Origin of the sequence: Streptomyces sp. NPDC006208 (assembly GCF_040613775.1) — a bacterium.
GTDB lineage: Bacteria > Actinomycetota > Actinomycetes > Streptomycetales > Streptomycetaceae > Streptomyces.
The window spans coordinates 16,663-40,913 of sequence record NZ_JBEXSW010000036.1 but is presented as its reverse complement, the minus strand read 5'-3'; the positions used below and the strand labels follow the sequence as shown (position 1 = coordinate 40,913).

General features: G+C 69.7%; 25 protein-coding genes. 8 read left to right on the top strand and 17 right to left on the bottom strand.

Features of this window, described 5'->3' with window-relative positions; all coding sequences use genetic code 11:
* Positions 1-60: 60 nt before the first annotated feature.
* The 4 genes from ABZ208_RS26765 to ABZ208_RS26750 form a co-directional block, all read right to left on the bottom strand.
* A complete protein-coding gene (locus ABZ208_RS26765; protein WP_356912012.1) occupies positions 61-702 on the bottom strand; it encodes a hypothetical protein in 642 nt (213 codons plus the stop codon).
* 7 nt (positions 703-709) lie between these two features.
* Positions 710-1,924 carry a cyclic dehypoxanthinyl futalosine synthase gene (gene mqnC, locus ABZ208_RS26760; RefSeq protein WP_356912011.1) on the bottom strand — a complete coding sequence of 405 codons (1,215 nt, stop codon included), beginning with the start codon at positions 1,922-1,924 and terminating at the stop codon, positions 710-712.
* Positions 1,925-2,019: 95 nt separating this feature from the next.
* Positions 2,020-2,646: a hypothetical protein gene (locus tag ABZ208_RS26755; protein ID WP_356912010.1), complete on the bottom strand. Its 627-nt coding sequence runs from the start codon at positions 2,644-2,646 to the stop codon at positions 2,020-2,022.
* Positions 2,647-2,724: 78 nt separating this feature from the next.
* The gene (locus ABZ208_RS26750; protein WP_356912009.1) at positions 2,725-5,013 is read right to left on the bottom strand and encodes a serine/threonine-protein kinase; all 2,289 of its coding nucleotides are present in this window, start codon (positions 5,011-5,013) and stop codon (positions 2,725-2,727) included.
* A 165-nt stretch (positions 5,014-5,178) separates the two neighbouring features.
* On the opposite strand from ABZ208_RS26750, the gene ABZ208_RS26745 reads away from it, so the two are divergent.
* Positions 5,179-5,781 (top strand): hypothetical protein, encoded by a 603-nt coding sequence (locus tag ABZ208_RS26745; protein WP_356912008.1) that lies wholly within the window; start codon positions 5,179-5,181, stop codon positions 5,779-5,781.
* 42 nt (positions 5,782-5,823) lie between these two features.
* Here the strand turns inward: ABZ208_RS26745 and ABZ208_RS26740 are convergent, their stop codons facing one another.
* Complete coding sequence (locus tag ABZ208_RS26740; protein ID WP_356912007.1) at positions 5,824-7,539, bottom strand: protein kinase; 1,716 nt, start codon at positions 7,537-7,539, stop codon at positions 5,824-5,826.
* Positions 7,540-7,665: 126 nt separating this feature from the next.
* Complete coding sequence (locus ABZ208_RS26735; protein WP_356912006.1) at positions 7,666-8,547, bottom strand: menaquinone biosynthesis protein; 882 nt, start codon at positions 8,545-8,547, stop codon at positions 7,666-7,668.
* A 306-nt stretch (positions 8,548-8,853) separates the two neighbouring features.
* On the opposite strand from ABZ208_RS26735, the gene ABZ208_RS26730 reads away from it, so the two are divergent.
* The gene (locus tag ABZ208_RS26730) at positions 8,854-9,057 is read left to right on the top strand and encodes a cold-shock protein (RefSeq protein ID WP_003967102.1); all 204 of its coding nucleotides are present in this window, start codon (positions 8,854-8,856) and stop codon (positions 9,055-9,057) included.
* 487 nt (positions 9,058-9,544) lie between these two features.
* Here the strand turns inward: ABZ208_RS26730 and ABZ208_RS26725 are convergent, their stop codons facing one another.
* Together ABZ208_RS26725 and ABZ208_RS26720 are read right to left on the bottom strand one after the other, a co-directional pair.
* Positions 9,545-10,207 (bottom strand): TetR/AcrR family transcriptional regulator, encoded by a 663-nt coding sequence (locus tag ABZ208_RS26725; protein WP_356912005.1) that lies wholly within the window; start codon positions 10,205-10,207, stop codon positions 9,545-9,547.
* Positions 10,208-10,450: 243 nt separating this feature from the next.
* Entirely contained in the window at positions 10,451-10,780 is a 330-nt protein-coding gene (locus ABZ208_RS26720) for a hypothetical protein (protein WP_356912004.1), read from the bottom strand.
* Between the two features lie 1,162 nt (positions 10,781-11,942).
* Between ABZ208_RS26720 and ABZ208_RS26715 the strand changes: the two genes are divergently transcribed.
* A complete protein-coding gene (locus ABZ208_RS26715) occupies positions 11,943-13,049 on the top strand; it encodes a glycosyltransferase (RefSeq protein ID WP_356912003.1) in 1,107 nt (368 codons plus the stop codon).
* Positions 13,050-13,092: 43 nt separating this feature from the next.
* Here the strand turns inward: ABZ208_RS26715 and ABZ208_RS26710 are convergent, their stop codons facing one another.
* The 5 genes from ABZ208_RS26710 to ABZ208_RS26690 form a co-directional block, all read right to left on the bottom strand.
* Positions 13,093-14,463 (bottom strand): dicarboxylate/amino acid:cation symporter, encoded by a 1,371-nt coding sequence (locus ABZ208_RS26710; RefSeq protein WP_356912002.1) that lies wholly within the window; start codon positions 14,461-14,463, stop codon positions 13,093-13,095.
* Positions 14,464-14,754: 291 nt separating this feature from the next.
* The gene (locus ABZ208_RS26705; RefSeq protein ID WP_328397833.1) at positions 14,755-15,051 is read right to left on the bottom strand and encodes a DUF4229 domain-containing protein; all 297 of its coding nucleotides are present in this window, start codon (positions 15,049-15,051) and stop codon (positions 14,755-14,757) included.
* A 66-nt stretch (positions 15,052-15,117) separates the two neighbouring features.
* Positions 15,118-15,651, bottom strand: coding sequence for a GNAT family N-acetyltransferase (locus ABZ208_RS26700; RefSeq protein WP_356912001.1), 534 nt, complete (start codon positions 15,649-15,651; stop codon positions 15,118-15,120).
* A 76-nt stretch (positions 15,652-15,727) separates the two neighbouring features.
* Positions 15,728-16,906 (bottom strand): aminofutalosine synthase MqnE, encoded by a 1,179-nt coding sequence (gene mqnE, locus ABZ208_RS26695; protein ID WP_356912000.1) that lies wholly within the window; start codon positions 16,904-16,906, stop codon positions 15,728-15,730.
* Between the two features lie 46 nt (positions 16,907-16,952).
* Positions 16,953-17,408 carry an Lrp/AsnC family transcriptional regulator gene (locus tag ABZ208_RS26690; protein ID WP_328397839.1) on the bottom strand — a complete coding sequence of 152 codons (456 nt, stop codon included), beginning with the start codon at positions 17,406-17,408 and terminating at the stop codon, positions 16,953-16,955.
* Positions 17,409-17,530: 122 nt separating this feature from the next.
* Between ABZ208_RS26690 and ABZ208_RS26685 the strand changes: the two genes are divergently transcribed.
* Positions 17,531-17,677 (top strand): hypothetical protein, encoded by a 147-nt coding sequence (locus tag ABZ208_RS26685; protein WP_328397841.1) that lies wholly within the window; start codon positions 17,531-17,533, stop codon positions 17,675-17,677.
* Here the strand turns inward: ABZ208_RS26685 and ABZ208_RS26680 are convergent.
* Entirely contained in the window at positions 17,674-18,375 is a 702-nt protein-coding gene (locus tag ABZ208_RS26680) for a UbiX family flavin prenyltransferase (protein ID WP_356911999.1), read from the bottom strand. The genes ABZ208_RS26685 and ABZ208_RS26680 overlap by 4 nt on opposite strands.
* Positions 18,376-18,469: 94 nt before the next feature.
* Here ABZ208_RS26680 and ABZ208_RS26675 point away from each other — a divergent pair, with 94 nt between their 5' ends.
* A complete protein-coding gene (locus tag ABZ208_RS26675; protein ID WP_356911998.1) occupies positions 18,470-19,066 on the top strand; it encodes a rhomboid family intramembrane serine protease in 597 nt (198 codons plus the stop codon).
* A 39-nt stretch (positions 19,067-19,105) separates the two neighbouring features.
* Here ABZ208_RS26675 and mqnP read toward each other — a convergent pair whose 3' ends face one another.
* Both mqnP and ABZ208_RS26665 read right to left on the bottom strand, forming a co-directional pair.
* Complete coding sequence (gene mqnP, locus ABZ208_RS26670) at positions 19,106-20,008, bottom strand: menaquinone biosynthesis prenyltransferase MqnP (protein ID WP_356911997.1); 903 nt, start codon at positions 20,006-20,008, stop codon at positions 19,106-19,108.
* Positions 20,005-21,456 (bottom strand): menaquinone biosynthesis decarboxylase, encoded by a 1,452-nt coding sequence (locus ABZ208_RS26665; protein WP_356911996.1) that lies wholly within the window; start codon positions 21,454-21,456, stop codon positions 20,005-20,007. Before ABZ208_RS26665 ends, mqnP begins: the two co-directional genes overlap by 4 nt.
* 89 nt (positions 21,457-21,545) lie before the next feature.
* Here ABZ208_RS26665 and ABZ208_RS26660 point away from each other — a divergent pair, with 89 nt between their 5' ends.
* From ABZ208_RS26660 to ABZ208_RS26650, 3 genes are all read left to right on the top strand, one after another.
* Entirely contained in the window at positions 21,546-21,935 is a 390-nt protein-coding gene (locus ABZ208_RS26660) for a PLD nuclease N-terminal domain-containing protein (RefSeq protein ID WP_356911995.1), read from the top strand.
* Positions 21,936-22,117: 182 nt separating this feature from the next.
* The gene (locus ABZ208_RS26655; protein WP_356911994.1) at positions 22,118-22,573 is read left to right on the top strand and encodes a nucleoside deaminase; all 456 of its coding nucleotides are present in this window, start codon (positions 22,118-22,120) and stop codon (positions 22,571-22,573) included.
* A gap of 186 nt (positions 22,574-22,759) precedes the next feature.
* Positions 22,760-23,728 (top strand): 2-oxoglutarate and iron-dependent oxygenase domain-containing protein, encoded by a 969-nt coding sequence (locus ABZ208_RS26650; protein WP_356911993.1) that lies wholly within the window; start codon positions 22,760-22,762, stop codon positions 23,726-23,728.
* Here the strand turns inward: ABZ208_RS26650 and ABZ208_RS26645 are convergent.
* Positions 23,725-24,243 (bottom strand): SRPBCC domain-containing protein, encoded by a 519-nt coding sequence (locus ABZ208_RS26645; protein ID WP_356911992.1) that lies wholly within the window; start codon positions 24,241-24,243, stop codon positions 23,725-23,727. The genes ABZ208_RS26650 and ABZ208_RS26645 overlap by 4 nt on opposite strands.
* Between the last annotated feature and the right edge of the window lie 8 nt (positions 24,244-24,251).

Here is a 24,251-nt window from a genome sequence, read left to right as displayed (position 1 = left end):
AATCGTCGGCGCTCTTCCCCGGGCGGGCGGACTGTCAACGGGCAGGCGGAGCAGCCCGGTTCACCGCCGCCGGAAGACCAGCCGGCCGCCGAGCACCGTCGCGACGCAACTGCCCGCACCGCTCAGCCGCAGTGCACGGGACGGGAGTTCATCCACCGGAACGTCGAAGACGGCAAAGTCCGCAGGCCCGCCGACCGTGATCTCCCCGTCGATCAGGGCACTGAGCGGGAAGCCGGCGAACGGATCGAGCGAGAGCGTCTCGCGCCCCTGAAGGACCCGTGGTGCGCGCACCCGCAGCCCCGACCTGGCGACCGCCGTACGTACCGCGGGCCGTTCGAACGGCCCGGCGACCGCGGTCACTCCGTGCCCGAGCAGCCGCTGCAGCCCGCGCCGGGCGCTCGCGCCCCAGCGCGCCTCGTCCATCGCAAGGGCCGCCAGAGCGCCGCCCGTGAGCGGTTCGGTGCCGAGCTCGTCGGCCTCGCGCGGATCGGGGTGGTAGGCCGCCTCCAGCAGGGCGACGGCCTGCGGGTGCCGCAGACCGGGCATCAGCAGCCCGGGCCATCGCCGTACCCGGGCGTGCGGGCGCGCCGCGACCATCGCCTCGTGCGTGCCCACCGCGATGATCAGCCCGGCATCCACGGTGACGGCCGCTGCCTCGTCGCGTCCGCAGAAGACCCGGTCCGCGACGTGAATCGTCAGCAAAACGGCCTCAGTTGGAGGCGAGCAGCTTCAGCTCGGGATGCGCCGTGCCGCCCGCGATCGCCGTGGACGAGATGTGCGAGGCGACCCGCTCGTCGACCGGGTCGTTCGCCGGGTCGTCGTGCACGACGAGGTGCTCGTACGTCGTGGTGCGCTGCGCCGGGACCCGGTCCGCCTTGCGGATCATGTCGATGATCTCGAGGAGGTTAGAGCGGTGCTTGGCCCCCGCCGAGGAGACCACGTTCTCCTCCAGCATGATCGAGCCGAGGTCGTCCGCGCCGTAGTGCAGCGACAGCTGACCGATCTCCTTGCCCGTGGTCAGCCACGAGCCCTGGATGTGGGCGACGTTGTCCAGGAAGAGCCGCGCGATCGCGATCATCCGCAGGTACTCGAAGATCGTCGCCTGCGTACGGCCCTTGAGGTGGTTGTTCTCAGGCTGGTACGTGTACGGGATGAACGCGCGGAAGCCGCCCGTACGGTCCTGCACCTCACGGATCATCCGCAGATGCTCGATGCGCTCGGCGTTGGTCTCGCCCGTGCCCATCAGCATGGTGGAGGTGGACTCGACACCGAGGCCGTGCGCGATCTCCATGATCTCCAGCCACCGCTCACCCGACTCCTTGAGCGGGGCGATCGCCTTCCGCGGCCGCTCGGGCAGCAGCTCGGCGCCGGCACCCGCGAAGGAGTCGAGACCGGCCCGGTGGATCCGGGTGATGGCCTCCTCGACGGAGACCTTGGAGATCCGGGCCATGTGCTCGACCTCGGAGGCACCCAGCGAGTGGATCACCAGCTGCGGGAAGTCCTTCTTGATGGCGGCGAAGTGCTTCTCGTAGTACTCGACACCGAAGTCCGGGTGATGGCCGCCCTGGAACATGATCTGCGTCCCGCCGAGCTCGACGGTCTCGGCGCACCGGCGCAGGATGTCGTCCAGGTCGCGCGTCCAGCCCTTGGCGGTGTCCTTCGGCGGGGCGTAGAAGGCGCAGAACTTGCACGCCGTCACACACACGTTGGTGTAGTTGATGTTGCGCTCGATGATGTACGTCGCGATGTGCTCCGTACCCGCGTACCGCCGGCGCCGTACAGCGTCCGCGGCCGCGCCCAGGGCGTGCAGGGGCGCGGACCGGTACAGCTCGAGCGCCTCCTCGGGCGTGATCCGTCCGCCTGCGGCGGCACGGTCCAGGACGGCTGCGACATCAACGGTCGTAAGGTCGGCCTTCTCGGTCACCGGGCGTCACCCTTCGGCGGTTCTGCTGTGGATCTACGGACCGATCCAGGCTACGCCACGGCCCCGGATGACTCGGCTGCGCCTCCCGCCCGCGCCTACCTCGCCGGCGCCGAGGCACGCCTGCGCAGTCCGGCGCAGAGGACCGCACCGCTCGTCGCGCCGAACAGACCGGCGCCGATCAGCAGCGTCAGCCGCGTGGTTCCCTCCTGGTCCGGACCGTCCGGAAGCCGCGGCTCCAGCAGGCCCAGCGGGTCGACGTGCAGCGTCACACGCTGGAGCATCCGGATGTGCCCGAAGCAGTTCTGTTGCTGCGACACCTCGTGCACGGTCCGGCTCTCGATCTCGACGACCCGGCAGTGCAGCACCTCCTCCTTCTCCTCGATCGCGGAGACCATCGCGGGGACGGGTTCGCCGAGCCGCTTCATGTACAGCTCGTAGAGCCCCGGGCCCGCGAAGAACATCAGCGCGAAGCCGCACACGCAAGCGAGCGTCGCGGCACCCGCCCGGTGCCAGCGGCCGCCGAGCAGCACGGGGGTCACCGCCAGGGTGCCGAGCCCGAGGACCACACCGACCGGTGTCCCGAAGGGGTACTGGGCGGCGAGGCTTGCGAGGGTGAGCAGCCCGGGGACGATGAGCGCCCACATCAGTGAGTTCCTCCGGATCTGCGCCCGGGTCGGAGGCGGCGGCAGCTCCTGGCCCGCCGCCGGCTTGTTCTGGGTCATGTCCACAGTTCAGTCAGCACCCTTGGTGAGCGTGGCGGACGGCCGTGCGGCCGCCGATTCCTGCACGGTCGCCGATTCCTACACGGCCGGCAGCGCGTACAGATGGTCCTCGTGGGCCACCAGGATCCGGTTGCCGGCACGGGCGATCTGCCATTCGCTGTCGGCCTCGACCCCGTCGTTGTACGTCCACCGCAGGGTGCCTGTCTTCGCGTCGAAAGCGTAGACGCCACCATGTTCGAAGAACGAACCGATGTAGAGGGAGTCGGCGGCGCGCACGATCCGGTCGCCGAAGGGACGGCGGCCCATGTCCTCGTTCCGCCAGATCCTCTTGCCGGACGTGGGGTCGACGGCCCAGACACCGCTCTCGTAATCCATGGCGTACAGCACGCCGTCGAGAACCGAGGGCCGCTGGAAGCCTCGCCGCCCATCGGCGGACAGGGACCAGCTGTCCCGGCCGGACTTCAGGTCCACGGCCAGCAGCCGCTCGTCGCCGCCGAGGTACACCCTCCCGCCGAAGAGGGTCGGCTCCACCTCGTCGTCGGTGATCCTGCGGTTCCACACCTGCCTGCCGGTGGCGGCGCTGCGCACGGTGAGGTTGTACCGCTCGTCGGCGATCGAGCCGTGTGCGTAGACCAGGTAGCCCCCTCCCACGGTGAGCGCCACCTTGTCCTGGGTCCCCTCGTCGCGCTGCTCCTGCCAGACCACCTTGCGGCTTGCGATGTCGACCGCCGCGATGGCGTTGAGGCTCCTGGCCGGGTCGCTGTGGTCGAGATCGGCGATCACATAGATCCGTTTGCCGTCGACGGCCGCGACCTGGACGCCCGTGGTCATCTTTCCGCCGAGCTGGGCACGCCAGTGCTCCTTGCCCGTGCGGATGTCGTAGCCGACGATGGTCCCGTCGTAGTCCCCGCCGGGCAGGAAGAGGGTGTTGCCGGACACGGTCATGGTGTCCGCGGGGCCGGAGATCTCCTTCCGGGACCACTTCTGCCTGCCTGTCCTGACGTCGTACGCGGACGTGGTCTCGCCGAGCACCAGGAAGAGGTCACCGAACGCCTGTGGCGGAACGTCGTAGTGGCGGGAGAGGCCTGGCGCCTGCTTGTGCCAGAGAGGCTGCGGGGCAACACCGTTCGGCGGAGTGGTGAAGACCTCCGGCTCCTGGCTCTTGCGGCCGTCCTTGTCCGTGGTGTCCTTCGCCTCGGGCCGGTCACGGTCCCCGGCCAGCCACCAGGCCGCACCCCCGCCCGCCAGTGCCACGCCTGCGGCACCACCCGCTGCCAGCCCGAGGAATCGCCGGCGGGACGGCACGGCAGTCGTCCGGCCATCGATCCGCACCGTGCCGGCGAGCGATGAGCCCGCGGTCGGTGAAGCGCCTGCCGCTGTGCGCGGGCCGGGGGTGTCCAGCGTCGTCGGGGTACGGCCGGGACCTGCCGGGGCCGGTGCGGCGGCGGACGGTGTTGCCCGCGGGTTCCCGTGGGCCGGAGTCTCCAGGTCCAGGATGCCTGCGGCATGGGTCGCGATCGTCGACGAGACCGCTGAGGGAAGCCAGTCCGCCAGGATGCTGCCCGTACCCTCCGGAGCCAGGGACCGCAGGATCTCCGCCGGGGCCGGCCGGGCAGCCGGGTCCTTGGCGAGGCATGCCCGTATCAGGCCGGTCAACTGCTGGGGGGCCCCGGCGAGATCGGGCTCCGCGTGGACAACCTGGTAGAGCATGGCCGCCGGTGCCAGCTCGCCGAACACGTTGTGCCCCGTGGCCGCGAAGGCCAGCACCGCGCCGAGCGAGAAGACATCGCCCGCCGGGCCGAGATCCTGCCCCAGCGCCTGCTCCGGAGGCATGTAGCCGGGCGACCCGACCACAACTCCCGTCTGTGTCATACGGCTTCCGTCCACGGCCCGCGCGATGCCGAAGTCGATGACGCGGGGCCCGTCGGGGGCGAGCAGTACGTTCGACGGCTTGAGGTCACGGTGGATCAGACCGGCCGCATGGATCTCCTGCAGAGCGGCGGCGAGCCCGGCGCCGAGCGCACGCACCGTGTGCTCGGGCAACGCACCATGCACGGAGACGACGTCGGTGAGATCGGGGCCCAGGACGTACGACGTGGCGAGCCACGGCAACCGGGCCTCCGGGTCCGCATCGACGACCGGGGCGGTGTGGCGTCCGGAGACGGCCTTCGCGATGTCGACCTCGTGCCGGAACCGCTGCCGGAAGCTCTGATCCGCTGCCAGGTCGGGTCGGACCACCTTCACCGCGACCGTACGTCCGCCGGGCGAACGGGCGAGGTACACGCGCCCCATGCCACCCGCACCGAGCCGCGCCAGCAGCCGATAGGTACCCAACTCCTGTGGATCGTCCGCCTGCAGCGGTTCCATGTCCGCATCCCCCGAGCGTTTGCGCTGCCGAATTCCTGTGACTTCGGTCCACAGTAGAGGTGCAGGGGATCACCGGGTCTGCTGGGTATCGTTCGCCGACGCTGCGAGGCCCGGGTGCGGCACCGGGCCACGAAAGCGGGTTCACATCCACAACTGGGGGAGAGCATGGGCAGTTCGGCCAAGCCGGTTCGGCGAAGGGCGGCCGCGCCGTCGCTCGTCCGGACTCCGCAGAAGTCCCGGCCCCGCCGGGGCCCGAGCAGGAACAAGAGCAAGGACAAGGACAAGTTCACGGCGGCGGGCTGCGGAGCTGTTCTGGGCATCATCGCCCTGGTCGTCCTCTGGATCCTGGGGGGCATCACATGGGGCGAGACGCTGTGGAGGGAGGTCGGTCAGGACTGGCCGGGCGGAGGGTACGGGTTCGGGGCCACGGCGGGAGCGCTGCTGCCCTGCGCGCTGGCCGCCACGGGAATGGCCGTGGCGCGTATCAACTGGCGCACGCAGAAGGTTCGTTCACTTGGCCTGGGCACACTCGCATCGGGCGCCGCGGGTGCGGCACTGGCGATATCCTTCGTGGCCGTCGCAGCCCTACCGCCCAAGAGGCGGAGCAGCCGCGCAGATCACTGGGTCCACAGCCACTACCCCTCCGTCTGGCTCGTCGGCCTGCTGGCCACCGTAGCGGCGACAGCCCTGCTTCTGTGGCTGTACGACATCTCCCGACGGGCCGCAAAGTCCGCAGTGACGTCCGACGCCTCGCAGCCGCAACCGTGAGAACGGTCATCGACGGCGGCCACACGCACCGCAGCAACTGCCTCAGCCCGTCGGCTTCTTCACCAGCGTCGCGTACGGGTTGCCCGCAGCGTCCTCCTGGGACCGGTAGCGCAGGGTCCCGCCCTTGGCGAGTGTGTACGTCACCGTCGTGGTGCCGCTCGTGCACAGCGGCGACGGCGGTCGGTCCGGATCCGTTCTCTCCGTGACACGCAGCTCCCGTTCCGTCCCGGAGGCGAGCTCCCCCACACCGTTGCATTCGAGCGGGCCGAGTGTCACGGAGGTGCGGACGACGTTCTCACCCTTCTTGCCCTTGGTGATCACTGCGGTGAGCAGGCCTCCCGAGAGGCCGTTGTCCTGGGTGATCTCCCCCTGCCAGGTGCCGACGAAGGCCGCCGGAACCGCATCGACCAGCCTGGGCGCGGTGGACGAAGAGCCGCTGCGGGTGGGGGCAGGCCCGGTCGACGCGGGCGGCTCCACCGCCACGTCGCTGCCTCTGTCCGCGTCAGCTCCGCGCCACAGGTCGTTCAGCATTCCGGTGCCGAGCGTCACCGCGGCGAGTGCGCCCGCGACGGTCAGCGCCACCGTGCAACTGATGCGCCGGCCCCGCCGGGCTCCGTCCGTGCCCGGGTCCGGGACGGCGCTCGCCGATACGGAGAACCCGGTGCCCCGCCCGGAGCCGGTCCCGGTCTGCGGTGTGCGTGCCGGCGGCACCTCCGGGCCGGCCGACGGCCGCAGTGCGGACGGCCGCGGTGCCGGCTGCGCCACGGGCGGCCCCGGTTGCGGCTCGACCGGCGGCCCGAAGACGCCGATCGCCGGGCTGCTGAACGCCACCGGCCCGGACACCACCGGGTCGGGTACCGGCCGCGCCTCCAGGTTCAGCAGTTCCACGGCCGCCCGGCTGATCTGCTCGACCAGCGGCCCCGGCAGCCGGCCCGCCCTGATCAGCGCCGCCGTCCCGTCCGGCGCCAGCCGGGTCACGATCTCGTCGGGCGTCGGGCGCGCCGCCGGGTCCTTGGCGAGACACGCCGCCACGAGCTCCCGCAACCCACCTTCCAGCGTGCCCAGCTCCGGCTCTCCGTGCACGACCTGGTAGAGCAGCGCGGCCGACGAGTCACCCGGGAAGGGGGCTTCGCCCGTTGCCGCGTACGCCAGGACGGCGCCCAGCGAGAAGACGTCCGCCGCGCCGGTGACGCCCTTGCCGAGGATCTGCTCCGGGGACATGTAGCCGGGAGAACCCACCGAGACACCGGTCGAGGTGAGCGAGGCCGTGCTGTCCGTGGCCCGGGCGATCCCGAAGTCGATCAGCCTCGGGCCCTCCAGGGTCAGCAGCACATTGGACGGCTTCACGTCCCGGTGGACCAGGTCCAGGGCATGGACCGCCACGAGGGCCTGCGCAAGTCCGGCGCCCAGCGCCCGTACCACCGCATCAGGAAGCGCGCCGTGCTCGGCGACCGCCTGGGACAGCGACGGTCCGGCCACGTACCCGGTGACCACCCAGGGCGTGGTGGCGTCCGGGTCGGCGTCCAGCACCGGCGCGGTCCATTCACCGCCGACACGCCGCGCCGCGGCCACCTCGCGCCGGAACCGGGCCCGGAACTCCTCGTCGAGCGCGTAGTGGGGGTGGACGACCTTCACCGCGACCGTACGGCCGCCGGTGCTGCGGCCGAGGTAGACGCGGCCCATGCCGCCCGCGCCCAGCCTGCCGAGCAGCCGGTAGGCACCGATACTCCTCGGCTCACCCGGATCCAGCGGCTGCATTCGAACTCCCCCGGTCGCGCTGCCGATTACGAGAACTCAGCCTAGGGGCGGCCCGGCCCCGTGCGCAGCACGCGAAGGACACGGCCGACAGCGGGCGAAGGACACAGCCGGCGGCACACCAGGAACTCAGCCGTCGAGCAGATGCACCACGACATCGGCCGGGAACCCGGTCGTCGGCCCGGTACGCCGCGCGAACTCCCGCACACCGGCCAGCTGCTGCGCCCCGAAGCGGAAGTCCAGTGTCGTGAAGTAGCGTTCCAGCAGCTCGGCGTCGAACGCCTCCCAGCGCGCGGCCTGTTCGGCGACCTTGGTGACCTCCTCGAGGGACAGGTCCCGGGAGGCGAGAAACGCCTCGTGCACCTTGCGTACGACGAGGGGCTCTCGCGCCAGGTAGTCCTTGCGCGCCGCCCACACGGCGAACACGAACGGCAGCCCGGTCCACTCCTTCCACATCTGCCCGAGGTCATGGACATGGAGGCCGAGGCGCGGTGCGTCGTGCAGCGAGGCACGCAGCGCGGCGTCGCCGATCAGGACGGCCGCTTCCGCCTCCTGCATCATCAGGCCGAGGTCGGGCGGGCAGGTGTAGTAGACGGGCTCCACCTTGTACTGCTCCGCGAGCAGCAGCTGGGCGAGCCGTACGGAGGTACGGGAGGTCGAGCCGAGCGCCACCCGGGCCCCGTCGAGCCGCTCCAGCGGCAGCTGCGAGACGATCACACAGGACATCACCGGACCGTCGCAGCCGACCGCCAGGTCGGGAAAGGCGACCAGCTGATCCGCATTGCGCAGGAATTCCACAAGGGTGATCGGCGCGATGTCGAGATCGCCGTTCACAAGCCGCTCGCTGAGCTTCTCCGGGGTGTCCTTGGTGAGCTCGAGATCGAGAAGAGTTCCGGTTCTGGCCAGCCCCCAGTAAAGAGGCAAACAGTTCAGGAACTGGATGTGTCCCACACGTGGCCGACTGCGACGGTGATCGGTTGCGGTTGCTGTGCTTTCTCCAAGGCTGTCCACAGCGCGAGGCTAGACCCGCGGCATACCGACGACACCGCCGGGGCTCGGCGATCCGCGCGCACCCCCCGTCCGAGCTGCGGTTCCTCGCCGCGGACGGTCAACACATCAAGATCAAGTCAAACATCCGGGTGACGTGATCTTTCCCTCTACCGCTGCGCACACGCTGCGTGCTAGGCTCGACGCAAGTTGCAGTTTGGTTTCCCTTGCAGTACAGAGCCTGCGGAGCATGTAACCCGCAGGCTTTTGTAGTTTTCAGACTTCTTGCAGGTTCTGGAGCAGGGCAACCCTTTGGCCCAAGGAGGGCTTATGGCTACCGGAACCGTCAAGTGGTTCAACGCTGAAAAGGGCTTCGGCTTCATCGCCCAGGACGGCGGCGGCCCGGATGTCTTCGTCCACTACTCCGCGATCAACGCGTCCGGGTTCCGCTCCCTCGAGGAGAACCAGGTCGTGAACTTCGACGTCACTCAGGGCCCGAAGGGCCCGCAGGCGGAGAACGTCACCCCGGCCTAAGTTGCCTGGGTCGGCGATCGCGAACGACTTAGCAGTACCCAAGGAGCCCCGCTCCGTACGGTTTCGTACGGCTCGGGGCTCCTGCCTTTCCCCAGGGCGGCCTGCGCGCATGACCGCCGCCGATGTCGCTGAAGCGCGTCCCGGACGACTGCCAGGCCCGCCACGCGGACTCGATGCGCCGTCTCTGCACCGCGGGGCGTGACGGAAGCGCCGGAGCGCCACGCCCCACTCCCACTTCTCGACCCGTGGTGTCGGACGGGAACTGTCTGCTGCGGCTGATCGGCGGCCGGCGGGGCTTCGTAACCCCGGGCGTGCCCATGGATCGCCCCTGGCGGATGCGGAGCGGGCAGGCGGACCGGCGGCAGCCGCCGAGGCGGAGTTCCCGAACTGCTCCCGGCCGACGTCACCTACGCGGCCCGCAGAACCGCGCCCGGCACGGTCTTCCGGCTGCGCGGCGCCGACGGCCGCATGCATCTCGCCGATGGTGTCAGCGGTGGGACCAGCGCTCACCGCGCATGAGGCCGCCCAGGCCCGTCCAGGCGAAGTTCATCATCATGCCCGCGGCCTCCTTGGCCGAGACCCCGCCGGTCTCGTTCGCCCACCCGGCGAGCGACTCGGCGGCGCCCACCAGCGCCTGGGCGAGGCCGGCCATGTCGCGGTCGGCCAAGTCGGCTTCCCGGCGCGAGGCCCGGGGCACGCCCTGGCGGGCTGCGGCACCGATGAGACCGGTCACGAAGTCGGCGATCTCCTCCCGCATCCTGGTGACCTCGGCGGCGAACGGCTCGCCGTGGGTACGGGCCTGGCGGTGCAGCACGGACCAGCCGTCCGGATTCTCGGCAGTGTGCCGGAAGAACGCCTTCAGCCCCGCCCACATCTGCTCGTCGGCCGGCAGCTCCGGCTGGATGGCCGCCTGCACCGCCTCGGTGAGCGCCTTCGCCTCGCGCCGGATGCAGGCGGTGAAGAGCTCTTCCTTGGAGTTCAGGTACAGATAGACCAGCGGCTTGGACACCCCGGCCAGCTCGGCGATCTCGTCCATCGACGCCGCCCGGTAGCCCCGTTGCCCGAAGGTCTGCACGGCGGCGTCCATCATCTGCTGCTCGCGCACCGCGCGCGGCATGCGCTTGGCCTTCGCGCCCTTCACAGCATCCATGTCAGAGATCCTCCCCCACGCCTTACTCGGCGGTAAGCCTACGGCCCCCCTTCACGGCGACCGTAGCGTGGTGCGGTGAGCGGCCGCAGCGAGCACCGTCGCGCAGATGTGGTGGCGGCAGGCGCCGGCGCCGCGCACGACCCTGGCAGAGCCCCGGAACACGGCCCCGTAACCGCCGCACACGAAGACGCGTGCTGCACCCGCGGAACGGGCACAGCACGCGTCGTCACGATCCCGACCGGGTCAGGAACGCTTCATGCTCCTCGGGAGGGAGTTCAGCGCGCCCAGAGCACCTTCGAACTCGCTCGCACCGAAGGCGAGCGGCGGTCCTCCTGCCGGCGGAGTCTGAACCCAGGGTTCGTCCCAGGTGATGTCGTCAGCGAGAACGTCTCCGTGTGTCTCCCACAGGCTTCCGTCCGGGGCGACCACTCTGACCCACGCGTTTACCCCGTCCACCGAGATGTCGACGCTGCAGGAGCCCACGGGGAAGAGCAGGTTGTTGGCGTCGTCGAGGTCCTCCCACACCGGGCCGTCGGCCTCGTCCTTGATGAACGCTCCGTCGTCGTTGACCACGGCGACGTGCTCACGGCCGGTGTCGAAGGTGAACGAGTCGGTGTCGTGGCAGTGCCCGGTCGGACCCGTCGGACCCGTCGGACCCGTCGGACCCGTCGGACCCGTCGGACCCGTCGGACCCGTCGGGCCGGTCGGACCCGTGTCGCCCGTCGCACCCGTCGGGCCGGTCGGACCCGTGTCGCCCGTCGCACCCGTCGGGCCGGTCGGACCCGTCGGACCCGTCGGACCCGTGTCGCCCGTCGGACCCGTCGGACCCGTCGGACCGGTCGGACCCGTGTCGCCCGTCGGGCCGGTCGGACCCGTCGGACCCGTCGGACCGGTCGGACCCGTGTCGCCCGTCGGACCCGTCGGACCCGTCGGACCGGTCGGACCCGTGTCGCCCGTCGCACCCGTCACACCCTGCGGACCCGTCGGACCCGTGACACCCGGGTCACCCTGCGGACCCGTCGGCCCGGTCGGACCCGTGACACCCGGGTCACCCTGCGGACCCGTCGGCCCGGTCGGACCCGTGTCACCCGGGTCACCCTGCGGACCGGTCGGACCCGTGTCACCCGTATCACCCGTATCACCGGTGTCACCAGTGTCACCGGTGTCACCCTGCGGACCCGTCGGGCCGGTGGGACCTGTGGGGCCCACCTTGCACTTCTCGTCCTTGCCCTTGTCCCTGTCCTGCGGCGAGGCCTCCGCCGCCCTGGGCCTCGGCTTGGCGACGACACACTTGTCCCTGTCCCTGTCCGACGGGCTGGCCAAGGCAACGTCGGCGGTCGCCGGGGCGCCCTGCGCAGCGGCAATCGTGGGGCTGGCAATCCCTGTCAGCACGAGCGCGAGCGACGCGATCGTTCCGCCGGTCAGCCAAGCGCGTCGCCCTGGAAGCGGGCCCAGAGGGGACTTGGTCCTGTATTCAGGACTCATACACTGCTCCTTCTTGAACCAGTTCGAGTGACTCTCCGGAAGCGAGTTCGGGCTTCCCTCGGCATCATCGGTTCGCGGACGCAACGGCTTGAGAAACTTGCGAAGTTATCAACGTAATGGACTATGAGGCACACACCAATGGGTGCGTACACGGCAGCGAACGCGAAAAGGCTGTCGGCGTGCCGTCCCCGGGCCGGTAGGTCCGCTGCATAGGGTCACCGCCGGACCGACCCGCCGGATTGGTGATGCCGTGAAACCGTCTGTGTGCCTGTGCATGATCGTCAAGAACGAATCGAAAGTCATCGAGCGATGCCTCGCGTCCGCACTACCCCTGGTGGACACCTGGGTGATCTCCGACACCGGCTCGACCGACGGAACCCAGGAGCTGATCCGCAACGCGCTCAAGGGCATCCCGGGCGAGCTGCACGAGGAGCCGTGGGTCAACTTCGGCCACAACCGGAGCCTCAATCTCCGCCACGCCCGCGGCAAGGCGGACTATCTGCTGCTCCTCGACGCCGACCTGGTACTCCGCCAGGACGCCCCGCTGCCCCGCCTCAAGGCTGACGCGTACATGCTGCGCCATGAGGGCGCGACCGAGTACCGCATCCGGCGCCTGGTCCGCGGGTCGCTCCCCTGGCGCTACGAGGGCGTCACGCACGAGTACCTCACGGCCGACCGGCGCGAGACCCAGGAGAACCTCGACGCGCTCGTCATCGAGGACCATCATGACGGCGGCTCCCGCCACGACAAGTTCGAACGCGACCAGCGCCTGCTGAGCGCCGAGCTCGAGCGCGACCCGTCCAACACCCGCACGGTGTTCTACCTCGCCCAGACCCTGCGCGACATGGGCAGCACCGCGGAGGCGATCGACCTCTACGAACGCCGGGCGAGCATGGGCGGCTGGGCCGAGGAGGTCTATTACTCGCTCCTCCAGGTCGGCATCCTCCAGGCCGAGTCCGACGACTGGCCCGCCGCCATGGACTCTTTGTCCCGCGCCTGGGAATTCCGGCCGGACCGCCTCGAAGCCTGCTACGAACTCGCGTCCCGCCTGCGCCGCATGGGCCGCCATCGCTCCGCACACGCCTTCGCCACCGCGGGCCTGCACCGTCGGCAGCCGGACGACCTGCTGTTCATCCAGCCGTGGGTGTACCGCTGGGGCATGCTGTTCGAGTTCTCGATCACGGCGTACTGGGTGGGCGAGTACGAGACCTCACTTCAGGCCTGCGACCGCCTGCTGGCGATGCCCGACCTGCCGGAGCAGTACCGGAAGCAGACGCGGATCAACCGTGGATACGCGGTGCAGCGGCTGGGGCCGGCCGCCCCGAGGACCGAAACGGTCGTGGGTCTCCCCCGCTGACGGGAGAGACCCACGACCGGCCGGCCTGCGCCGTCACTCCGCCCTATGCGGCGACCGGAACGGCCGGCTTCGCGTCGGGCACCGCGTCGTACGCATCGGCGCCGTCGATCGGCGAGGAGGTGGCGGCGTTGTACGCATCATGGTCGAGGATCTTCTCGCGGGCCGCGACGAGCACCGGAACCAGAGCCTGGCCGGCCACGTTCGTCGCGGTCCGGATCATGTCCAGGACGGGGTCGATCGCCATCAGCAGACCGACACCCTCCAGCGGCAGGCCCAGGGTGGAGAGGGTCAGCGTCAGCATGACCGTCGCACCGGTCAGGCCCGCGGTGGCGGCGGAGCCGACGACCGAGACAAAGGCGATCAGCAGGTAGTCCTGGACGCCCAGCTGCACATCGAAGATCTGCGCGATGAAGATCGCGGCGAGCGCCGGGTAGATCGCGGCGCAGCCGTCCATCTTGGTGGTGGCCCCGAACGGCACGGCGAAGCTCGTGTAGTTCTTCGGTACGCCGAGGCGCTCGGTGACCTTGACCGTGACCGGCATCGTGCCGACCGAGGAGCGGGAGACGAAGGCCAGCTGAATGGCGGGCCAGGCACCCTTGAAGAACTGCAGCGGGTTGACCTTGGCGACGGTCGCGAGCAGCAGCGGGTAGACGCCGAACAGCACCAGGGCGCAGCCGATGTAGACATCGGCGGTGAAGGTCGCGTACTTGCCGATCAGGTTCCAGCCGTAGTCCGCGATGGCGAAGCCGATGAGGCCGACGGTGCCCAGCGGCGCCAGGCGGATGACCCACCACAGGGCCTTCTGCAGCAGTTCCAGCACGGACTCGCTCAGGGCGAGGATCGGCTTGGCCCGCTCGCCGAGCCCCAGGGCGGCGATACCGGCGACGACGGCCATGAAGACGATCTGAAGGACGTTCAGCTCGGTGAAGGGCGTGATGACGTCCGTCGGGACGATGCCGGTAAGGAAGTCGATCCAGGAACCGGAGCCCTCCGGCAGCTTGCCGTCCTTCGGCGTGAGGCCGGTGCCTGCGCCGGGGTCGGTGACCAGGCCGATGACCAGACCGATGGCAACCGCGATCAGCGAGGTGATCATGAACCACAGGAGGGTGCGGCCGGCCAGCCTCGCTGCATTGTTGACCTTCCGCAGATTGGTGATCGACACCAGGATCGCGAAGAAGACGAGCGGCGCGACGGCCAGCTTCAGCAGCTGGACGAAGATCGAGCCGACGTGGTCGAGGGTGTCCTTCAGCCAGGCGATGTCCTGGCTGCGGGCGAGCCAGCCGAGCAGGACGCCGAGCGCCAGACCGGCGACGATCTGGGCCCAGAAAGGAACCCTCGGTATGGGGAACCTCGGTATACGAGAGCCGGAGCCGGACGGCTTTCCGGCAGGGGTGGACGCGGTGTTCGCGGACACGGACGCACTCCAGAAGGGCGTGAAAGGGCACTGAAGGGGGACGGGGGTGCGGCGTCCGGTACGCGAGAACGCGTGGCGCCGCTGTGTGATGCCGGGTCGAACCCAGGGACAAGCCCTAGCGGCAACAGACCGCGGACATACAGCGGCACAGATCGACATGCAGGCGCGCCACGAGCGGGATGCTCGCGGCGTCGTCAGGGCGCGCTGCTGTCTTCACGCCAACACGTTAACACTTGAACTTTGAGAACCTCAAAGCCACCCTTGGGGGCCGTCGGCCCCGGCCCGTCCCCCTTACTGGGAGGCGGCGTCCTCCTGGGTGCGGTTGGCCTCCAGCCGGGCCTTGGCCTTGTCGACCTTGGTCACGATCTGCTCGGACATGGCGTCACGCTGCTTGCGCAGCAGCACGAAGCTGAGCGGCGCGGACAGGACGAGGGCGAGCAGGAGGACCCAGACGAAGTTCGACTCGCCGAGCCCCTTGGGCAGGATGCCGTACTGCACCAGGCCGGCCACGACGACGAAGCAGCCGACGAAGATCGCGAGCCGCATGGCGGTGTACTTGAGTGCGGCGCTCGTCTTTCCAGCGGACACGGCGGGCCTTCTCTCTGCAAACGACAGACGTGCCCGTCCAGTGAAGCATGCCGCCGACGGATCAATTCAGGTGGATCGGTTCAGGGGCAGCAGCATGATGATGTCGTCCCGGTCGTCGCCCTCGGCGACCCGGATCGCGCCGGGCACCCGCCCGACCTCCTTGTAGCCGCAGGAGGCGTAGAACCGGTCGGTGCCGGTGCCGCCGCGACAGGTGAGCCGTATCGCCTCGATGCCGTCGAGGCGACGCGCCGCGTCGGCCGCCGCGGCCATCAGATCGCGCCCGTATCCCTTGCCCTGGTGCCGCGGGTGGACCATCACCGTGTAGAGCCAGACCCAGTGGGTCATCAGCCGGTGCGCGTTGAGCGCGAGGAACGCGGTGGCGGCCACCTCGCCGTGCTCGTCGTAACCGACGAGCAGCCGCATGCGGCCCTCGGCCATGGCCGTCAGATGCTGCCGCCACTGAGGCCTGATGTCGTCCGCGCTGACCGGCGGTACGAAGCCGACGGCGCCGCCCGCGTTGGAGACATCGGTCCACAGGGCGAGGACGCCGCGGCCCAGCGCGGGCCCGCCGCGCGGGTCCAGTTCGAAGGTGAGGGCCATGGCGCCGATCGTAGGAAACGGAAACCCCGGCATGCGCCGGGGTTCCGCTGGGCGAGACGGCGCATCGCCGCGCCGCTCAGAGACGCATGGGCTGCGGCGACTCGCGCCGGTCGGCGTCGGGGCCGGGGTACTCGCGGATGATCTCGTACCTGGTGTTGCGCTCCACCGGGCGGAAGCCGGCGTCGCGGATCAGGTCGAGCAGATCGTCGCGGGTGAGCTTGTTCGGCGTGCCGTAGTTGTCCGCGTCGTGCGTGATCTTGTACTCCACGACCGATCCGTCCATGTCGTCCGCGCCGTGCTGCAGCGCCAGCTGTGCGGTCTGGACGCCGTGCATCACCCAGAAGACCTTGACGTGCTGGACGTTGTCGAACAGCAGCCGCGAGACGGCGAAGGTCTTGAGCGCCTCGGCCCCGGTCGCCATGCTGGTGCGCGCCTGGAGCCGGTTGCGGACCTTGCCGTCCTGCATGTCGACGAAGTCGTGCTGGTAGCGCAGCGGGATGAAGACCTGGAAGCCGCCGGTCTCGTCCTGCAGTTCACGCAGCCGCAGTACGTGGTCGACGCGGTGGCGGGGCTCCTCGATGTGCCCGTAGAGCATCGTGCACGGGGTCTTGAGGCCCTTCTCGTGCGCGAGGCGGTGGATGCGCGACCAGTCCTCCCAGTGGGTGCGGTGGTCGACGATGTGCTGCCGAACCTCCCAGTCGAAGATCTCCGCTCCGCCGCCGGTCAGCGACTCGAGACCGGCCTCGATCAGCTCGTCGAGGATCTCGGAGGCCGAGAGCCCGGAGATGGTCTCGAAGTGGTGGATCTCGGTGGCGGTGAAGGCCTTCAGAGAGACGTTCGGGAGGGCCTTCTTGAGCTCGGACAGCGAGCGCGGGTAATAGCGCCAGGGCAGGTTGGGGTGGAGCCCGTTGACGATGTGCAGCTCGGTGAGGTTCTCGTTCTCCATCGTCTTGGCGAGGCGGACGGCCTCCTCGATGCGCATCGTGTACGCGTCCTTCTCGCCCGGCTTGCGCTGGAAGGAGCAGTACGCGCACGAAGCGGTGCACACGTTCGTCATGTTGAGGTGACGGTTGACGTTGAAGTGCACGACGTCGCCGTTCTTACGGGTGCGCACCTCGTGGGCGAGACCTCCCAGCCACGCCAGGTCGTCCGACTCGTAGAGGGCGATGCCGTCCTCGCGGGTCAGCCGTTCACCGGCCCGGACCTTCTCCTCCAGCTCGCGCTTGAGGCCCACATCTTTGACAGATGCAGTCATCGGCCGCCTCCCATGTGTCTCGTAACAGGCTCCGCCCACCGTATCCCTAGCTCTCCTCAGGCAGTTCGCCGACCCGGTTCTCCCACTTGGTGGAGAGCACGATCGTCGTCCGCGTACGGGAGACCCCGCGGGTCCCCGAGAGCCGGCGGATCGTCTTCTCGAGCCCGTCGACGTCGTTCGCCCGAACCTTGAGCATGTACGAGTCGTCGCCCGCGATGAACCAGCAGTCCTCGATCTCGGCGAGGTCGCGCAGCCGGCGCGCCACGTCCTCGTGGTCGGCGGCGTCGGAGAGCGAGATACCGATCAGGGCCGTGACGCCGAGGCCCAGCGACGCGGCGTCGACGGTGGCGCGGTAGCCGGTGATGACGCCCGCGGCCTCGAGGCGGTTGATGCGGTCGGTGACGGAGGGGCCGGAGAGCCCGACGAGCCGGCCGAGTTCGGCGTAGGAAGCCCTGCCGTTCTCACGCAGGGCCTGGATGAGCTGCCTATCCACGGCGTCCATATGCCTGAGCCTTCCATTATTCAGCGATACCGCAAGTTTACGTGTAGAATCTAAGGCATGCAGGGCCGACACCCTGCGAATCATTCAAACGATCAGACGATCCATACAGATCAATACAGGAGATGACACTCATCGTGTACACGATCGAGATGGCCTACGCCCACATGCGACAGCTGCAGGAGCTGGCCAACCGCTCGCGTGCTCACCACCCGGAAGCCGCCCGCCGGGTCGACAGGACGCGCCGGCCGCGTCTCGCCAAGAAGCGCTAATCGCCTCCGGAACCTCCCCCTCGCTCCGCCGGGAGGTTCCCCCGCAGCTCTCCTTCCCAACGGCGGTACAGCCGGTGCGGCACCCCTGCCGCATCGAGCACCCGCCCCGCGACGAAGTCCACCAGGTCCTGGATGTGCGTCGCCCCCGCGTAGAACGCCGGAGAGGCGGGCAGCACCACGGCGCCCGCCTCGTCCAGTGTCACCAGATGCTTCAGCGTCTGCCCGTTCAGCGGGGTCTCCCGCACGGCGACGACCAGCTTCCGCCGCTCCTTGAGGGTCACTCCGGCGGCCCGCTGCAACAGATCCTTGGACAGCCCCAGCGCCACACCCGCCACACAGGCGGTGGACGCGGGCACGATCAGCATCCCCTTGACGGGGTACGACCCCGATGACGGACCGGCGGCGAGATCCCCCGCGGCCCAGTGCCGTACGCCGTCGACATCCACGGCGAACGTGTCGGGCTTCCCGTCGGCGCCCCGCGCCAGCCAGGTCCGCAGGTCGTCGCGCCAGCGGGCGTCGCGGAACGCGATGCCGGTCTCGTCCAGGAGAGTGAGCCGGGAGGCCCGGCTGACGACAAGGTCCACGCTCTCACCGGCGGCGATCAGCCCGCGCAGCACGGCGGCGGCGTACGGGGTGCCGGAAGCACCGGAGACTCCCACGACCCACGGCCGGCGACTGTTCTCTTCCTGCGGCTCCACACGGTGAGCCTATCCGGCCTCCGATGGCCGGAACCGAGTAAGGTGCCCCGGACGTTGAGGGGGAGGGAAAGCGCATCACCTCAGGGGGACCGTCATGGCAGACACGCAGCTCGAACGGAGCGGGACCGAGCGGGCAAAGACGGCCGGCATGGTGATGGTGGCCTGGGTGGCGCTGCTCTGGGCGCTGGAGGCCATCGACATCGCGACCGGCCATGCCCTCGATCCGTACGGGGTCACTCCTCGCGACGTGAGCGAGCTGCGGGACATCGTGCCTTCCGCCTTCCTGCACGACGGTTTCGGCCATGTCGCCGCCAACACGGTTCCGTTGCTCGTACTCGGCTTCCTCGCCGCGCTGCGCGGCATACGCCGCTTCGCCGGTGTTGTCGCCATGATCATCCTGGCCGCCGGTCTGGGAGTCTGGCTGACGTCCCCCGGCGACACCGTCTCACTGGGCGCGTCGGGCGTCGTCTTCGGCCTCTTCGGCTATGTGGTGGTCCGCGGCTTCGTGGACCGCGACGCCGTGGACGTGGTGGTCGGCCTGCTGATCGCGGCGTTCTACGGCTCGATCCTCTGGGGCGTACTGCCCACCGACGCGGGCATCAGCTGGCAGGCACACCTCTTCGGCCTGCTGGGTGGAGTAGGGGCGGCATTCGCCTTCCGCCGGCGCACCCGCCCCTCGCTGGTGGTCTGACTCCCGGACGGCCCGCGCCGCCACCTACTGGGCCCTGGCCTAGACGGTCAGACCGCGCACCAGCAGATCGAGCAGAGCGCACACGAAGAGCGCGATGCCGATGAACCCGTTGACCGTGAAGAACGCTCTGTTCAGGCGGGACAGGTCATGCGGCTTCACGATCGTGTGCTCGTAGAGGAAGGCCACCGCCACGATCGCAAGGCCCAGCCACAGGAACAGGCCCGCGTCCGTGGCGAGCGCGTACCAGACCAGCAGCGCCATCGTCACGGCGTGAGCGGCCCGGGCCCCGTACAGCGCCGCCGGGATGCCGAAGCGGGCCGGCACCGACTTCACGCCGTGGGCACGGTCCGCCTGGACGTCCTGGCAGGCGAAGATCAGGTCGAAGCCGCCGATCCAGACGCCGACCGCGAGCCCCAGGATCACCGCGTCCCACGACCACTCCCCGGTGACCGCGATCCACGCGCCGACCGGACCCATGGCCTGGGCCAGCCCGAGGATGGCGTGCGGGTAGTCGGTGAACCGCTTGCCGTACGGATAGACCACCATCGGGATCACCGCGACAGGGGCCAGGGCCAGGCACAGCGGGTTCAGCAGCGCCGCCGCGCCGAGAAAGATCACCAGCGCGATCCCGGCCCCGGTCCAGGCGGACTTGACGGAGACGGCACCGGTGACCAGTTCGCGTCCGGCCGTGCGCGGGTTACGGGCGTCGATCTCCCGGTCGATGATCCGGTTGGCGGCCATGGCGAAGGTCCGCAGGCCCACCATGCAGACGGTGACGAGGAGCAGCGTCCACCAGCGCACGCTCCGGTCGGCCTGGAACATCGCGGTCAGGGCTGCGATGTACGCGAAGGGCAGCGCGAAGACCGAGTGCTCGATCATCACCAGGCGCAGGAAGGCCTTGGTGCGTCCGGGCTGCGGTACGGCAGCGGCGGTGGAGGTCACAGCCCGTACTCCTTCCAGCGACGGTCCACCTTCGCCGCCGTCTCCGGGTCCGACTCGACCATGTCCGGCCAGCCGCCGTCCCGGGTGTACCCCTCCTCGGGGAGCTTCCTCGTGGCGTCGATGCCCGCCTTGCCGCCCCAGAACTGCTGGTAGGAGGCGTGGTCGAGATGGTCCACCGGGCCCTCCACAACCGTCAGGTCGCGGGCGTAGTCCGTGTTGCCCAGCGCGCGCCAGGAGACTTCGTGCAGATCGTGGACGTCGCAGTCCGCGTCCACGACCACGATCAGCTTGGTCAGCGACATCATGTGCGCGCCCCAGATCGCATGCATGACCTTCTGCGCGTGTTTCGGGTACTTCTTGTCGATCGAGACGATCGCGCAGTTGTGGAAGCCGCCCGACTCCGGCAGGTGGTAGTCCACGATGTCCGGGACGATGATCTTGAGCAGGGGCAGGAAGAAGCGCTCCGTGGCCCGGCCCAGCGGACCGTCCTCGGTCGGCGGGCGGCCCACCACGATCGACTGGAGCAGCGGGCGCCGCCGCATCGTGACGCAGTCGATCGTCAGCGCCGGGAACGGCTCCTGTGGCGTGTAGAAGCCGGTGTGGTCGCCGAACGGGCCCTCCGGCAGCATCTCGCCCGGCTCCAGCCAGCCCTCCAGCACCACCTCGGCATTCGCCGGGACCTGCAGCGGGACCGTCTTGCAGTCGACCATCTCGATCCGCTTGCCCGCGACGAACCCGGCGAACAGATACTCGTCGATGTCGCCCGGCAGCGGCGCGGTCGAGGCATAGGTGACGGCCGGCGGGCAGCCGAAGGCGATCGCGACCGGCAGCCGCTCCCCCCTCTTGGCGGCGACGGCATAGTGGTTGCGGCTGTCCTTGTGGATCTGCCAGTGCATACCGATCGTGCGCCTGTCATGACGCTGGAGCCGGTAGAGGCCGAGGTTCCTGACCCCCGTCTCCGGGTGCTTGGTGTGGGTGAGGCCCAGATTGAAGAAGGATCCGCCGTCCTCGGGCCAGGTGAACAGCGCGGGCAGCCGGTCCAGATCGACGTCGTCGCCGTGCAGGACCACCTCCTGCACGGGCGCGTCCTTCACCTTCTTCGGCGGCACATGCACCATCGAGCCGAGCTTGCCGAACGCCTCCCGCACCCCGACGAACCCGTGCGGCAGCTCCGGCTTGAGCAGCCCGCCGATCTTGTCGCTGATCTCCGCGTACGACGTCAGGCCGAGCGCCTTCAGCAGCCGCCGGTCGGTGCCGAAGACGTTCATCGCCAGCGGCATCGCTGAGCCCTTGACGTTTTCGAACAACAGGGCCGGGCCACCCGCCTTGTTCACCCGGTCGACGATCTCCCCGACCTCCAGAAAGGGGTCCACTTCGGCCTTGATGCGCTTCAGGTCGCCGTCGCGCTCCAGTGCCCGGAGCAGGGAGCGAAGATCGTCGTAAGCCATAGGGCCAAGTATCTGTCACCCGTTACCCTGGGGCCGTCACCGGGGCCGTGGAACACGGCCTGCACGTTGCTTCCAGGGGGCTGTCGCACATGTTCAGGGCACTGCTGTACATCCTGCCGCTGGCGTTGACGATCTACGCGTTCATCGACTGCCTCAACACCCCCGAGGACGAGGCCAAGCACCTTCCCAAGGTGGTCTGGGTCATCATCATCCTGCTCTTCTGGATCGTCGGGCCCATCGTCTGGTTCGCCGCCGGCAAGATGCGGCACGCCCCGGCCGGTGGCCGCACACCCTCCGAGTGGCACCGCAACCACCGCATGGAGTGGGTCGCACCGGACGACAACCCCGACTTCCTGAAGTCGCTCAAGGAGGAGAACAAGAAGGACGAGTCCCTCCTCAAGGACTGGGAGGCCGATCTGCGCCGCCGAGAGGAAGAGCTCAAGAAGCGCGAGCAGGGCGACGACTCCGAGAAGTCCTGACCGGCCGCCTTCCGGGCAGGTCGGGAACGGTCCCGGCAGACATGACCCGCCCCGGACGGCGCCACGTGAAGTCGCTGCCCCGTGCCGGATGCCGCGCCTGCGACGCTACGGGCGGAGCACGCGAGCGGTCCACGAGGCAGTGGGGCGCCCTGCCGACGGCATGCCCCGGACGGAGTGAACCCATGGCGCACAGCACGTACGAGCAATGGCTGGCGACAGCCGTCGAGGAAGCCAGGGCGGGGCTCGCCCAAGGCGGCATCCCGATCGGCGCCGCTCTGTACGGCGCGGACGGCACACTCCTGGGACGCGGCCGCAACCGCCGCGTCCAGGACGGCGATCCGTCCATGCACGCGGAGACCTCGGCCTTCCGAGCGGCCGGCCGGCAGCGGTCGTACCGGGGCACGACGATGGTGACCACCCTCTCCCCGTGCTGGTACTGCAGCGGTCTGGTGCGGCAGTTCGGCATCTCCCGGGTGGTGGTCGGCGAGACCGCGACATTCCACGGCGGCATCGACTGGCTGGCCGGGCACGGCGTGGAGACCGTGGTGCTGGACGACCCCGGGTGCACGGCGATGATGCGCGACTTCATCGCGGCCCGGCCCGAGCTGTGGAACGAGGACATCGGCGAGGACGGCTGACCTGCCGTCAGCCTGCCCGGACATCCCGTGACCTCGCCGGGGCGGTGTGACGGTCACCGGCGACCGCCCCGCGGTCCGGGAGAGAAGAGGAGCGATCACCTCCGGGACGGACGCTGACCGGCCCCCGAAGCGGCGTTCGGCGCGGGGTTCCTTGCCCGACAGGTCCGGGCACTGGAAAGTTGAGGGGTGACCATCCCCACCATCGATCTGCGCCCTTGGTTCACCGCCGACCCCGCGGCCCGCGCCGGGACCGCCCAGGTCGTCGACCTGGCCCTCCAGTCGGCAGGGTTCCTGCTGGTCACCGGGCACGGCGTCGACGATGCCCTGCGCCGGCGGATCCGTTCGGCCGCGCGTGAGTTCTTCGGGCTGCCGGCCGCCGTGAAGGAGCGGTACGAGGTACGGGTCGGCGAGCGCGGCTGGCTGGGCCCCGGCGCGGAGGCCAACGCCTACGCGGAAGGCATCGAGACCCCGCCGGACCTCAAGGAGTCGCTGTCCTTCGCGGCGGACGAGCCGACCGGTGACCCGGCGGTCGACGCGGAGTGGTTCCTGCCCAACACATGGCCGGACGAGGTGCCCGTGCTCAAGGCCGCCGTCACGGAGTACGTCGCGCAGATGCGGGTGCTGTCGGACCGGCTGCTCGAACTGCTCGGCGCCGCACTCGGCGAGCCGGAGTCCTTCTTCACTCGGCACACCGGCCACTCGACCTGGGGTTTCAACATCAACTGGTACCCGAGCAGACACGCGCTGGGCACGCCGCAGCCGGGCCAGTTCCGGATCGGCCCACACACCGACTTCGGCACTGTCACCGTCCTGGACCGCGAGGCGGGCCGCGGCGGGCTGCAGGTGTTCACGGACGACGACGGCTGGCAGGACGCGCCGTACGACCCGGCTGCCCTCACCGTCAACATCGGGGATCTGATGGCGCGCTGGACGGGCGACCGCTGGCGGTCCGGCCGCCACCGGGTGCTGCCTCCGCCCGCGGACGAGCCGTCCGAGGAGCTGATGTCGCTGGTCTACTTCTACGAGTGCGATCCGGGCACGGTGGTCAGGCCGCTCCCGGAGCCCAAGGGGCAGGTCGCCTACGCTCCGGTGGACTCGCACGCGTATCTGCGGGCCAAGCTGGATTCGATCTCGGTGCCGGGGGGCGGTTCCTAGGCCCCTTGGGCGTAGGACTCCCGCAGCTGCTCCCAGCGCTCGGGCGTCCAGGTCGACCAGTCCGTGGTCGGCTTCCCGTCGAGCGCGTCGGCGAGCAGTTCGAAGTGGTTGTGCCAGCCGGCCAGGCAGTCGAGGAGCACGTCCTTTGTGCACCCGAGCTCGTTGGTGAAGCGCAGTACGGTGCCGTCCTCGCCCTGCGGTTCGAGATGGAAGCGGATCCGGCCGTGCACGGTGACCGTGTACTCGGCCACCCGTTCCATGTCCCAGGCGGTGACGGTTCCTTCGGCGACGGTGTGGCGGCCGTCCGCGTCGGCGTTCAGCCAGCGCAGGACGACCGCGCCGCCGATTCTCGGTTCGAGCAGGTCGGCGGCGCAGAGCCAGGTCGGCAGGCCTTCGGGGGTGGCGACGGCGGCCCATACCCGTATCACCGGATGCGGCAGCCGCAGCTCGAACCGCATGAGGTGAGTGCCGTCTTCCCGGGTCTCACTGGTTCCCTGGGGGATCGCCTGACTCATGACTCAAG